Genomic DNA, 14,223 nt, shown 5'->3' on the forward strand with positions numbered 1-14,223 from the left:
CATTGTATCATTTAACATAATTTTTCCACTTTCTTAAATACATTTTAGCAAACATAAGTTCTCACATCAAGTTCTTTTTTCCTTTTGTTTATCTATTTTGAAAATCATCCCAAATTTCACTGTTTAAAAATAATACGACATAAGGGTGCAGTTGAAGTTTGAATTTTAACTTCAAGTGTACACATCTAATTTATTGTTATATGTAATGTTGGTAATCTAAAATTATATTTATACATAGCATTATGTGTACACGTAATGTACTAAGAAGTAACTTTTAACTGTATGGAGACTGATATATGCTGTGAAGGAAGATTAGAACTTCTTAATGAAGTGAGTTTTCCTTCACAGCATATATCAGCCGGAATACAGTTGAAAGTTACTTCGCTTACATTCGCTTGTGTCGCAATGTGCTTATGTCATTACACACCCAATGCTTTAACGATCCAGTCTCCAGTTAGCTGCAAAACCAGTTTTAGCTTCTAAAGCTCTATCCACATCATAAAGTATCTCACTAAAAAATCTTTCTGGTACCTTTGATGGTAAAACAGTATTTTCTTCTGTTACTTCATCATAAACATAACTTCCTCTTTCCACTGTACTAGCTTTGTAAAAAATCAATTCATAAATCGTAGTTTCTTCATTTTCATATCCAACACCAAGATAATTAAATTCAAGTTCTGCTCCAATACCAACTTTTTCATCTTCTTTATAAAACTGGTAATAGCATCCTCCATCTTGCACAGAACCCCTATACCATCCCATTTTAGTAAGTTTGCCAACTAATGAAAGTCCATTAATTTTAGTACCTGCAAAACGTTCTATACCTTTCATTTTCCTTTCTTCTTCAGTTATCCTGTAAATCTTTCTTTGAAGTTGAGGGAAGGGTTGTACTATTTCATAATCCTCAAACTGATGTTTCCAGCCTTCTAAGGTATAATTATCCATTTCTAAAGGGTGCACAAGACCTATATGAACTTCTTCTAATAATTCATATTCTTCTTCATCCATTGTATTAAAACTGCCATCTTCCATATATCTAAAAGTATCTTTTAACTTTCCATCTTCGTAAACTCCCCATACTAAACCAAGAGAAAAATTATGCATAATAGGATTTCTAACAAATAACTTTTCCCAGGCTTTTTTACTCCACAATCTATTTGAAGAAAGAGCCATTTCCAATCTTAAAGTTTGAGTTGAAACTACAGTTTTAATTTGTTTTTTCACTGCTTTAAACTCTGATAAAGCTTCTTTAGATCTTAATTCATCGTCAGCTTTACCTGGCTTTGGTAAGTTCTTCATTGTTTTTCCATTATTATCTTCAATTTTTAATGAAAAGTCTACTCCCAAGGTTACTGTAAAACTTCTACTTCCATAATCAAATACTCTTTCTCCTCTTACATTAAAATCTAGATCAGGTATTATTTTATCTGCTAAATCCTCTTCTGTTAATTTAAGCATCTTTGCTGCAGAAATAAAGGCTTCTCCAGCTGCTTTTTTAATTTGCTTATGCTTAAACTTTCTTGATATAGTATCTAAAATCATTAAAGCTTCATCACTGCCATTTAATGCCAAAGCTTTTATAGCCTCACAAGCAATAGCACCTCTAGCACTTTTAGACCAAATATCTATTTGATCTTTTAAGGCATTTACTACATTGAATCCTCCTACAGCTGAAATTAAGGATAAAATCCACTTCTTTTTCGTATCTGCACCATCACTAACCCAATTACTTAAAATTTCCAATCCCATTGTATCTAAATCCTGTTTGTTACACTTTTCAATTACCCTTTCAGCAGCAAGGTTTTTCTCAACAATATTTTCCAGGGAATATTTGCTTATTAAATAAATTAATACATCTTTTGATATCACTTTTCCATCTTCATACATTACCTCTGGAAATGTGCTTACAGAAATCCACTCTGGAGCATTATAAGCAGTTTTTTTCAATCTTTCACTGCAGTAATTGCTTATACTTTCTGCATTTTCAAGTATTTTATCATCTAAATAGTCTCTATTTATAATATTTAATATCAATACCTTGATTTTTTGATTTTTCTCTTTCTCTGCAAATTTTTCAAGCTCGTCTGTAAAATTTCTCATATCAAAGTTTATTAAAATTCTTGCAGCAGCCTCTCTTACTGCAGTTTTTCTACTTTTAAAATTTTCTAATACCTTTTCTTTACAACCTTCATAAGTGCTAAGAAGATTCACTGCTTTATCCCTAATAAGCTTTGAATCATCTGATAAACTTTTTACTAAAATATGAGAATACTTTTCCCTATCTACATTAAATAAACCTTCAAGCACAAACTCTTTTGCAATACTTAAACTATCTATAGTATTTATAAGCTCTGTATTTCCTTCATTACACAGCTCTCTTAAATATTGCCTGGCTTTTGAATTTAAAGTTGAATCAGCAACAAGAATCAAATGTCTTTCACTTATGCCTCTCTCTGAAAGCTTTTTAGCAAAGTTTGTATAACTCATAGATTGACTTTCTACTATATTGTATATAATCGAAGATGCTAAACCATATTTTTCAGTATTAAGTACTAGATATAAAAATCTATATATAATTTCTCTAGTTTCATCTATAGAATAAATTAATTTAAAACAAATATTATGATAGCGCCACATTGAACCTTCAATTGAACTTTTGTCTACTCTAGAAATATAATTATCTATACACTCTTTATCTTTACCATCCATTACATATTGTAAAATCTTAGCTCTTTCTTTACGTAATACTAAATCAAAACCTTTAAAGCTAAATATATATCCGCTTAAAATATTTTCTATAAATTTCTTAGCTTGATTTAAATCTTCATCTTCCTTTGAATTTTTATATATAACTAGAGCAAGCGTAAAAGCTTCAAGGTCTTGAAATTTAGTCTTACCCATTCTTCTTTTACTAACAAATTCCAAACTCTCTCTAAAAATTGATGGCATTTCTTTTATTCTCTGTTCTATCTCTTTAAGTAATTTATTATTTTCTTCTTCAATATATAAATTTATTAACCTAAGTACATATAATTTCTTATCAATATCAAACTTTTTTGCAATATCATAACTTTTAATCTTATTATCATAAGAAAAGATAAAAGTTACTAATTCATCAAAAAGCATTCTTCTATTAGTACTGTTATTAACTGCATCTCTAACAACTTCTCGTAATATCTCACTCTTACTGCGTGTATAGACTAAAATTTGGATTATAGCTGTTTGTTTATCTCTTAAATACTTGTTTATATCATCTGCATTTTCTAAATGATGTTTTATAAATTTTTCTCCATCTTCAGGAAGCTCACAAGAATTTTTAATAGCAAAAGCAGCTAAAATTACCTTCACAAAGTCATCTTCTGTTTCTAAAAAAGCCTTTGAAAGTATTTCTATATCTTCATCTATCATTTCTTCAACAATTGGGATTATTATGTCTATAGAATTTGGACAAGTTCTTATAAGCCACACTAATATTCTTTCTTTGTTATCCATAGGTTTTAAATAATTAGCAAATTTAGGAATAGAAAAGAATCTATTATATACTATTTTAAAAAAGCTTTCCTGACCTATGGTCCAAAACACCTTTAAAATTCTCTTAAAGACTTCTTCATTATCCATAAATCTATCTACTAATTTCCAAAAATCCTGCCTTATATTATAATTTCCTCTTAATGTATTTTCCATGTTATACTTATGAATTTTATTTAAATCTAAAGTATCATCACCATTTTCAATATATTCCTTAAGTTTAATTATTTCTTCCTTTTCTAAAGTACAATTACAAAGTTTAACTCTTAATAAATTTAATAATTCTTCCATACGTATCTACCTTTCCTATTTGGGTTTACTCCCATATGTAATAATTTTAATTATATTTTACCAAAAATACCACACTTTTTTTATATTAGACTTGGATTCGGCAAATAATCTTAAAAAATTTTAGGATGCTTTTATTACTCTTCTATCAACAAAGCGAAATTTCACTATACTTTTTTGTAAAAAATAGATAGACTCAAAAGCCTATCCATTAAACAACAACTTCAAATATATTCTTATCTGCCGCACAATATTCATTATATACATATTGTTTATTTTCATTAAAATTAAATATCAATAAATATCCTTTATTAAACCTTCTGTTTCCAAATAGCGCTTCAATTGGCTCAACCAATTTCTATGAGCTTTTTTCTCAATACTAGATTTTAAATTGTTCTAAGGTGTCTTCTAATTCATAATCCACTGAATACGCTGTGAATCAATAAACCTGGTACTTTTCCCTGTTTCCATATCCATAATATAAGTTTTACCAATATTCCCTTTAGTAAGTCCCTCTATAAAGGTTCCAATAGGAGTTAGATGCTCCATAGAAAAATATACCAAATACTTTCCATTTGGAGAAAAACCAATAGGTGAATAACCTGTAAACTTTTCATCATATATTCCATTAAATTTTAGTAAACATTTTTCTTGTCCATCTTTCTCTATATAAACAGAACCCTTCTTTTTAATAGCCTTTACACCAGCAACTTCATTTTTTATATAATCAGTGTCAATCATTGTTAACTGATTAGAACTTTCCAAACCTAATTTGCTTATATACTTAGCATCCTTATCACCCTTTTTAATAGAAAATAAACTCCACTCCCCACTATTCATAGCTGCAAAATTTATATTTCCACTTTTTATGTCATAGTAAAAATCAATGATATTGTCATTATATCCTCCACCTATAAGCTTACCTTTACCTTTATGGCGCTATATACAAGTTGCTCTTTTTGTGAATTAGTATCGAATTTATACAAGTTTAATATCCCCTCTACTCTTTTTGTGTAATAAATTTGTCCTGTTAATTTTGTAATCATGTCTGAATTAACTTTGTCTTTTAAACTTATGTAAATTTTATTTCCTAAAAAAATAAGTATTATTATGGTTGTGAAAATCAATAATTTCTTTTTCAATTTTAAGCTCACTTCCTTTCTATTAAGTAGTTCTTACTCATATTATCATTTACACATAAACATTACCAAAAAGATTATTGTATTGTCAATTTTAGAACTTTATTTTTAAAAATAGTTTAATTTTACGATGATACTGTGTAAATACTTAACATTTTTGATTACTATTGTATGTTTTTTGTGAATTATATTTTATAATAGTCTTATAGAATTACACTTATTGCCCTAAGTCATCATTTAAAAAGGAGGTAACTATTTTGGTACAAAAGGTAAAAAATAATTCACCCCAAAAATTATTTTTTATATTAGTTATGATAATTTTTATATTTTCAATCTTTATAGGAAGGTTTTTTTATATCATGAAGATTAAGTCTCCAGTTTATAAGTCCCTAGCTTTAGACCAATGGACAAAAGATTTTGAAATTCCTGCTACAAGAGGAAAAATATTAGATTGCAATGACATGGAAATAGCTGTAAGTATAAATGCTTATAGAGTGGATCTTGATATGTCTACATTAAGAGAAACTTTAGTAAATAAAAAAATGAGCATAGAACAACTTGCTGCTAAATTATCCCCTATACTAAATATAACAACTGATAAAATATCCACCGTTTTAAACAATACTTCACCTGATGGAATTCCAATAAAATTTGCTATTCTAGCAAGAGGTATTGATAAAACACAGGTAGATAAGATCAATGAATTAAAGATCAATGGTCTTATTATATCCTCTGATGCCAAAAGGTATTATCCAAATAATAATTTCTTAGCTTCAGTACTTGGTTATGTAAATTTAGAAGGCAAAGGTGTTTCTGGTGTAGAGTTAAATTACAATAAAGAACTATCTGGAACTCCTGGACGTACTACCTATGAAACAGATAATAGAAACAGTTCTCAATTACCTTATGGTAATTCAGACTATAAACCTCCTGTTAATGGTAAAGATATTGTTTTAACTATTGATGCAAACATTCAATCTATTGCTGAAAAAGCTGCTCAAAAGGCTTTAACTGATAGTAAGGCTAAATCAGTTACTATAACTGTAATGAATCCTAAAAATGGTGAAATATTAGCCATGGTAAGTAAGCCAGATTTTGATCCAAACAGTCCAGCTAAAAACCTAAAAGAGAAAACTCCAAAATCCATTGATGACATTGTAAAAAATAATGCTGTTCAAAATGCTTTTGAACCTGGTTCTATATTTAAAGTAATTACTTCCTATGCAGCAATAAAAGAAAATGTAGCAACTGATAACAGTACTTTTTATTGTAATGGAAGTTTAAATGTAGATGGAAGTCCTATTCATTGCTGGAATCTAGATGGTCACGGCACAGAAAGCTTTGGAGACATAATTAAAAATTCCTGTAATGTAGGATTCGCGAAACTAGGACAACAATTAGGTAAAAGACGTTTAGGCTACTATGTATCCTTATTTGGATTTGGTAAAAAAACTGGTATTGATTTACCAGGAGAATCTACTGGAATAGTTAAAAATCCTGATACATTAAATAATTTTGACTTATCCAGCCTAGCTTTTGGACAAGGTCTTTCTGCTACTTCAGTCCAATATTTAGCGGCTTTTAACTCTATAGCAAATGGTGGTACATGGATAAGACCTCACATTATGAAGCAAATATCTCATACAGATGGAAATAATAATAAAATTGTGGACAAAACTTTTAATGACTTTGGTAAAAAAGCAATTCTTGACACTAATTCTGTTGCTACATTAAAACCTTATTTAGAGAAAGTAGTAAGTGATCCTCATGGAGTTGGAAACAATGCTTTTATTGAAGGTTATCATATTGCAGGTAAAACTGGAACTGCTCAAAAGGCAAACCCCAAGGGCGGCGGTTATGAAAATAATAAGTACTTTTCTTCCTTCGCTGGTATGGCTCCTGTAGATAATCCTAAAATTACTTTACTTGTTTCAGTAGACGAACCTGATCCATCAAGATATTATGCTTCTGAAGTATCAGCACCAGTAGCTAAAGATCTTTTTAGCCAAATCTTTAATTATATGATAATGAAAGGCCAGCTATCATTAGGTAAATCTACTAATTAATATATATTAAATGAACTGCTTAATTTTCAAAATCCATAACAAGCTGAATGTATTTAATTCTGCTCAGGGAAGAGGTATTTCTCACAAGCAACCTCCCCCTGAATCTAAGAACCACATAATAACTATACTTTTCTTATTCACAATTCACTTAAAGACAAATTAATCGTATTATAACATTTATAATACAATGAAAATATTAAATCAAATTACTTCTAAAGGAATGTATAACTTGTTTTTCAATAATATCTTGAAATCATTTTATTTTTCACCTATACAGCAAAGCCAATTTTTTTCTTCTACCAAATCTATTTTTATGTCGCTGTAGCCAGCCACTTTTACTATGTCTTTAAGTTCTTCAGGCGTATATATTTTCATATTCGATGCAGAAACACATTCATCGTTTCTCTCTTTAAATTTTTCACTAGAATACATTTCACATATTATAACAAGCTTTCCTGAAGGCTTTAAAACTCTTTTTACTTCTTTAAGATTTTGAAGCAGATCAGGCCAAAAATAAATAGTTTCTACTGCAGATATAACATCAAATTTATTATCTTCAAAAGGAATTTTTTCTACACTAGCATGAATAATTTCTACTCTGCCATCCTTTATCAATTCTTCATTATAATCTTTTGACCATTTTACACAATCCATTGAATAATCTATACCAAAAACTTCGCCTTCTTTTGCTATAGATGCCAATCTATTTACTGTTCTTCCTCCTCCGCAGCCAATATCCAATATAATATCCTGAGGATTTATATTTATCTTTTCAAGACCCCATCCAGTTAATTCAAAATGTGATTTATTCATATCATCTGCTACAATCTTTCCTAATTCACCATTAGGTTTCATGCATTGATTTAATCTTTTTGCAATTTCACTCATAATATTCCACCTTTCCATTTTAAACATATACTTATTATATACTTTTTTTAATGCGATAGCCTCTTTTGTTTTAATTTGACATATCTTTTAAATATCTGCAGCTTCAAAAATAACCTGTGCTGCAGCAGCATTATGTTCAGTAATAGCCATAATTTTATCCTTTTCACGTGGTAGAATAAACCACCTTATGATACTACTGTAATTATTAGTAAAACTAATTAAAATAAGGCGGTCACATCCGCCTTTTTACATAAACTTCACTTACATTTTGTCTATGAGAATATTTTTCACTAGCTTACTTCATAACCTGTTCCCATTGCCTTCTTTAATATCAGTATATGGTAATATTATATGTTCCATCTTGACATAAATTAATTTTCAAATCTCTAATAACATACCACTCACATGTCCCAATAATTGCAATCCTCTTATCAAATATAATTACTCTATCTAATTCAATTAATTTAAAAATATTATTGACATCTTTGCTTATGCTTTCATAATGTTCCTTTCCTATTCTTTTCATGGATTCTTTTTTTGGTATTTTTTCAATAAAATTCTCATAATCTTTTTTCATAATTTTTTCAACTAATTTTATAGTTTCTTCAAACTTTACAATATATCTTTTATACATAAATTTTACTTGTTCCTTGTATTCTTCATACTTTCTTAATTCATAATCATCAAAATCGTCTTTTTTCCAATCTCCTATACCTAATTCATATTCTGTTGCTTTTTCATCTAATATATTAATTTCAATTGTTATGGATTTCATTTCTCCATTAAAATTGTATTTTATTAAATCAAGCTTAGACCAACTATGACCTTCATAAACCAGCTTTCCCATTATACTATCATCTAATATGATATCTTTCATAAACCTTTCTCCATTCATTTTATGATTTTCTATAATATATTGCACTATTTCACTATTTTCTAGTCATAAATATCATTTTTCATATTTTTAATTAACCCTATAGGTACAATGAAACATAATATCTGCCATATAGTAAACTAAAGAATTAAAAGTTGGTCTAGTAGTGATGCCAATAATTTGGCTAAGATATTAGCTAAAAAAGCAAGTGAAAGAATATAGAACGTAATAAATCATTGCAATACAATTACAATTGGTCTTTCTTTGGCGATAAGGAAAAAACCATAAAAAACCAAACAACATTTACAATTAATGATGTAATACAAATAGCTCCTATTAATGGATATAATGAATTTTTAGTAAATGAGTTAAAAATAAGTACTATTAGTGAAAAATCTGCCAACATTCCAACAGCTAAAAAAACTGCTATTGCAAATTTCATTACATCTACTCCTAATGCATAAACAATCAAAGGTAATATATAAAATAATGAAATAATACCTATAGATGACCACATACCAATAGAATTAAATTTATTAGCATTAGGTCCAGAGTTAGCAAGTGGTGAAACAGAACTTATACCTACTAGTAAACAAAAAAGCGCTGTGGATACTAAAGTTATAAGTATAATTTTAAACTTATTTTTTTGTTTTATCATTATATTAACTTCCCTTCTTAAGTCTATATCCATTTTATTCCACAGGAAAACAAATTGTCAATTTTATTATATTATTTATGATACAATAAAAAGATAAATTACATTGCTTTAAGAGGTGTATCAAATGTACAATATAATGATAATTGAAGACGATAAAAAATTAGACAATCTTGTAAGAAATCATCTTGAAAAATACGGATATAAAACTTGCTCTGTAGATGACTTTTCCAATATAAAAAATGAGTTTATAAAAAACAATCCTCATCTTGTTCTCATGGACATTAACTTACCCTTATATGATGGCTTTTACTGGTGCAGAGATATAAGAACAATATCTAATGTTCCTATAATATTTCTTTCTGCTAGAAATTCTGATATGGATCAAGTTATGGCCATTGAAAATGGAGGGGATGATTATATAACCAAACCTTTTTCCTATGATGTACTCATTGCAAAGATAAAAGGAGTTATAAGAAGAGTTTATGGAAGTTACTCAGAAAGTAGCCTTAGTGAAATATTTGAATCAAATGGACTTTTTTTATATTTAAATCAAAATGTAGTAGAATATAAAAGTAAAAAAGTAGAGCTTAGTAAAAAGGAATTCCAACTTCTATATTCTCTTCTTAAAAATGAAAATAAAATTGTTTCCAGAGAAAGCTTATTGGAAGTTTTATGGAATGACATAGATTTTGTTGATGACAACACTTTGTCTGTTAACATGACTCGTGTAAGGAAAAGGCTTGAGGAAATTGGAATTACCAATGTAATTGAAACCAAACGTGGACAAGGTTATAAAATAGTACCAAATTGGTAAAACAAAGCAGGTGAAATAAATGAATTTTAAAGACTTTCTTAAGGATAAAATACCTTTTGCAGTGGTTTACTTTTTAGCCACTGCTGCAGTTATACTTGTAATGTATCTTACTTTAATTATAAACAAAATTGAACTTATGAATAATAACATACTTTATGCCTGGTTAATTTCACTGATCCTTTTCATATTATTTTTGATATATGATTACTTAAAAAATAGACATTTTTATAATCAGCTAAATATAATGTTAAATTCAAAGGAAGATTTAGATAACATACTTAATATAGGAAGTTGCAGCACTCATGAACAGGAAATGTTTAAAAAGCTCCTGCTTAAAACCTATAAAATATGTAGCGAAAGAACTATAAAGTATGAAGAATCACACAAAGAGTACATAAATTTTATAAATAAGTGGGTACATCAAATGAAAACTCCTGTATCTGTTATGAACCTCATACTTCAAGATGAAATAAATGAAGATAATAGAGCTGTATTTGACAGTATCTTAGAAGAAAATGAAAAGTTATCTCATGGTCTTGATATGATGCTTTGTAATGCAAGAGTTAATGAATTTAATCTGGATTTTAATGTAGAAAGTTTAAACATTATATCTATTGTTAGAAATGTTTTAAATGACAATAAAAAATCTCTGATAAGGAACCATGTATTTCCTAAAATTACGGCTGATACAGCTATAACAGTAGAAACAGATAAAAAATGGATTTACTTTGTAATAAATCAAATAGTTATAAATGCTATAAAATATTCAAAGCTGAAAATTCAGGACAACAAGTACATTACCTTTAAAATCAAAGATGAAAATTCAAGAATTGTGTTATCCATAAGTGATGAAGGAATAGGTATACCAAAAGAAGATTTAAATAGAGTGTTCAATGCTTTCTTTACAGGTAAAAATGGAAGAAAAAGCGATGAATCTACAGGCATGGGAATGTATCTTGCAAAGAAAATATGTGATAAACTTGGTCATGAAATTCTTGTAGAATCGGAAGAAGGCAAATGCTCAACCTTTTCTATTGTATTTTTCAAGGGTAAAAACTTGTTTAAATTTTAATCTTTCAATATTGTAAGATTAAAATTGTATTTGAAAGAGAAATCGATACATTGATTTCTCTAATTTTTTTATAATATATACATAAAGTTCATGAGTTCAGTTCTAAAATTTCTTATTTAAAATGGTGGAAATGTTATGAACAACAGCCATGAAATTAATAGATGAAAGGAATGATAATTAATGTCAGTATTAAAAGCTGAAAATATAAGTAAAATTTATGGTGATAAAAGAGGAAGCTTACAAGTAAAAGCTCTTGACAAATTTAATATTAGCATAGATGAAGGAGAATTTGTAGGAGTTATGGGTCCTTCTGGAAGTGGAAAAAGTACTCTTTTAAATATTCTTGCAACAATAGATACTCCAACTTCAGGAGAGCTTTTCATAAATGGAGTTAATCCAGAAAAACTTGATGAAAAGAAAGCTGCACTATTTAGGAGAAAGGAACTTGGATTCATATTTCAAGATTTCAATTTATTAGATTCCTTATCAATAAAGGAAAATATAATACTTCCACTAGTACTCAATAAAACAAATACTAATGAAATAGAAAAAAAAGCAGATGATATTGCTTCACTTTTAAATATAAAAAAGATTTTAGATAAAAGACCCTATGAAACTTCAGGTGGTCAGCAGCAAAGAGCCGCTTGTGCTAGAGCACTAATTCACAATCCATCTATAATACTTGCAGATGAACCCACTGGAAATCTTGATTCTAAAGCTTCTCAGGATGTTATGGAATCTTTGACTAACTTAAACAATGAAAGAAAAGCAACTATAATGATGGTTACTCATGATCCTTTTGCAGCTAGCTTTTGTAAAAGAATAATAATGATTAAGGATGGAAGGTTCTTTTTAGAAATTGTAAAAGGAGGTAATCGTCAAGCTTTCTTCAAGGAAATCATGGATTCACTTACTTTAATAGGAGGTCATTACAATGACATTGCATAACATTGCTATTAAAAATATAAAAGGAAATTTAAATAAATTTATAATGTACTATTTAAGTAATACCTTTGTAGTAATGGTATTTTTCATATTTGCAAACTTTCTTTTAAGTCCTAAAGCTTCCAGTTTAAAAAACATGGGGCAAGCTGGATCAATTATGACAGAAACAGTTTATCTTTGTGAGTTTGTAATACTTATATTCACAGTTGTATTTACTAACTATTCCATATCAAGTTTTTTAAAATCAAGAGAAAAAGAATTTGGACTTTTATCAATGTTTGGACTGACAAAAAGCCAAGTAAGAAATTATGTTATCTTTGAAAATTTCATTGTTTCTTTATTTTCTATAAGCACAGGAATTATACTTGGTACTCTTTTTTCTAAGTTATTTTTTATGTCAATTTCAGCTATTTTGATTTTAAATACTGAAATTCCTCTTACAATATCAATTAAAGCAGTAATATTAACTTCAGTATGTTTTTTAATATTGTTTCAAATAACCTGTTTAAAAGCAAGCTATAAGATAAAAAGCAATAATATAATAGAGCTTTTAAAAGGCTCACGGGTTGCAAAGCCAGTACCTAAATTTTCTAGTAAGAAGGCAATTTTATCTATAATATTAATTGGCTTTGGATACATTTTAGCAGTTTTTTCAGATCAAACTATTGTACTCACTATGTTCCCTATTTTAATTGTAGTAGTAACTGGCACCTATATGCTATACTCTCAGTTCAGCATATACATTACAACTAAACTTAAAAATAATAATAAAATCTTTTATAAAGGCATCAATATGATAACACTGTCTCAAATAATATATAAACTTAGTGACAATACAAAAATACTATTTGCTGTTTCAATACTTTCAGCTGTAACTTTGACAGCTTCTGCAAGTGTATACTCATTTCAAAAAACTGTACAAAAACAAACTGTAATAGACTACCCACAAGACATAAGTTTTATTGAAAATGGATTAAATACACATAATGTAATATCTCCTAAAGAAGTAGAAAAAATTTTTAAATCCTATGGAAATGAAATAGAATATAAAAATAAAATTATCCTTATAAAAGCAACTAACAATGATTTATCTTCAAATGAACATTTAAATTTTAAAGAACTGATCAATAAAAAAGATTTCTATATTATGTCCAACACCGATTATAATACTTTAGCAAGTGAGCAAAAGAAACCATCTGTTAAATTAAATAATGGTGAAGTAATTGTCCACTATCATAATGTCATTGCAACTAAGGATAAGGAATTATTTGCTGATAAAAATTATTTAAAATTAAATACTCAAAGAACTTCCTTAAACTTAAAGCTTAAAAATGAAATAAATGGTGGAATAATTAATCAAGATAGCAAAAACTCCAATACTGCAGTAATAAGTGATGATGACTTTAACAAGCTTAAAGCTGATATTAAGGATGATAATCTTCAAGTTTATTATGGTTATACTATAAAAAATGGACTTAAAGCAGTTGATTCAGTATCAAATATAAAGAGCAAAGTTCCAAAGGAAATGAAAAGCAGTTTTTCTGAAAGAGTATTAAGCTTTTCTAAAATGATGGAAGTTATGTCCACATTTTTCTTTATAGGAACCTTTATTGCAGTATTATTTTTCATAGCAACCTGCAGCATAATATATTTTAAGCTATTTAATGAAATTCAGAATGATAAGCATGAATTTACAGCTCTTAAAAAAATGGGAATGCCTATAGATGAAATAAAGAAAATAGTAAGTACTCAATGCTTTATAATGTTCTTTCTCCCTTTTGCAGTATCCTTTATTCATACTAGTTTTGCAATGAAGGCTTTAAGCAATATACTGCAAACAAGCCTTAGCCTTTATTTAATGATTATAGTAGGAATTTATTTTCTACTTCAGACAATTTACTTTTGCTTTTCAAGATCAATGTATGTAAGACAAATAAATAGCTGGAGATAG

General features: G+C 28.1%; 10 protein-coding genes. 5 read left to right on the forward strand and 5 right to left on the reverse strand.

From position 1 onward, the window contains the following. Window positions 1-435: 435 nt before the first annotated feature. Window positions 436-3,819, reverse strand: coding sequence for a DUF4132 domain-containing protein (locus tag Q6H37_RS16905; RefSeq protein WP_318734300.1), 3,384 nt, complete (start codon window positions 3,817-3,819; stop codon window positions 436-438). 405 nt (window positions 3,820-4,224) lie between these two features. Then, window positions 4,225-4,656, reverse strand: coding sequence for a hypothetical protein (locus Q6H37_RS16910; RefSeq protein ID WP_318734303.1), 432 nt, complete (start codon window positions 4,654-4,656; stop codon window positions 4,225-4,227). Between the two features lie 553 nt (window positions 4,657-5,209). Here Q6H37_RS16910 and Q6H37_RS16915 point away from each other — a divergent pair. Further along, window positions 5,210-7,021, forward strand: a complete 1,812-nt coding sequence (locus Q6H37_RS16915; protein ID WP_412523943.1) for a stage V sporulation protein D — start codon at window positions 5,210-5,212, stop codon at window positions 7,019-7,021. Between the two features lie 258 nt (window positions 7,022-7,279). Here Q6H37_RS16915 and Q6H37_RS16920 read toward each other — a convergent pair whose 3' ends face one another. From Q6H37_RS16920 to Q6H37_RS16930, 3 genes are all read right to left on the reverse strand, one after another. After that, window positions 7,280-7,909: a class I SAM-dependent methyltransferase gene (locus Q6H37_RS16920; RefSeq protein ID WP_318734307.1), complete on the reverse strand. Its 630-nt coding sequence runs from the start codon at window positions 7,907-7,909 to the stop codon at window positions 7,280-7,282. Between the two features lie 331 nt (window positions 7,910-8,240). After that, window positions 8,241-8,786, reverse strand: a complete 546-nt coding sequence (locus Q6H37_RS16925; RefSeq protein WP_318734309.1) for a hypothetical protein — start codon at window positions 8,784-8,786, stop codon at window positions 8,241-8,243. Between the two features lie 244 nt (window positions 8,787-9,030). Next, entirely contained in the window at window positions 9,031-9,441 is a 411-nt protein-coding gene (locus Q6H37_RS16930; protein ID WP_318734311.1) for a DUF5391 family protein, read from the reverse strand. 124 nt (window positions 9,442-9,565) lie between these two features. Between Q6H37_RS16930 and Q6H37_RS16935 the strand changes: the two genes are divergently transcribed. The 4 genes from Q6H37_RS16935 (at window position 9,566) to Q6H37_RS16950 (ending at window position 14,223) form a co-directional block, all read left to right on the forward strand. After that, the gene (locus Q6H37_RS16935; protein WP_318734313.1) at window positions 9,566-10,255 is read left to right on the forward strand and encodes a response regulator transcription factor; all 690 of its coding nucleotides are present in this window, start codon (window positions 9,566-9,568) and stop codon (window positions 10,253-10,255) included. Between the two features lie 19 nt (window positions 10,256-10,274). Then, window positions 10,275-11,327 carry a sensor histidine kinase gene (locus Q6H37_RS16940; protein WP_318734316.1) on the forward strand — a complete coding sequence of 351 codons (1,053 nt, stop codon included), beginning with the start codon at window positions 10,275-10,277 and terminating at the stop codon, window positions 11,325-11,327. A 180-nt stretch (window positions 11,328-11,507) separates the two neighbouring features. Next, on the forward strand, window positions 11,508-12,275 hold the full coding sequence (locus Q6H37_RS16945; RefSeq protein WP_318734319.1) for an ABC transporter ATP-binding protein: 768 nt from the start codon (window positions 11,508-11,510) through the stop codon (window positions 12,273-12,275). Further along, entirely contained in the window at window positions 12,262-14,223 is a 1,962-nt protein-coding gene (locus tag Q6H37_RS16950) for an ABC transporter permease (protein ID WP_318734322.1), read from the forward strand. The genes Q6H37_RS16945 and Q6H37_RS16950 overlap by 14 nt, the downstream gene beginning before the upstream one ends.

It is taken from the genome of Clostridium sp. JS66 (genome assembly GCF_033561535.1).
In the GTDB taxonomy this organism is placed as follows: Bacteria; Bacillota; Clostridia; order Clostridiales; family Clostridiaceae; genus Clostridium_AM; species Clostridium_AM carboxidivorans.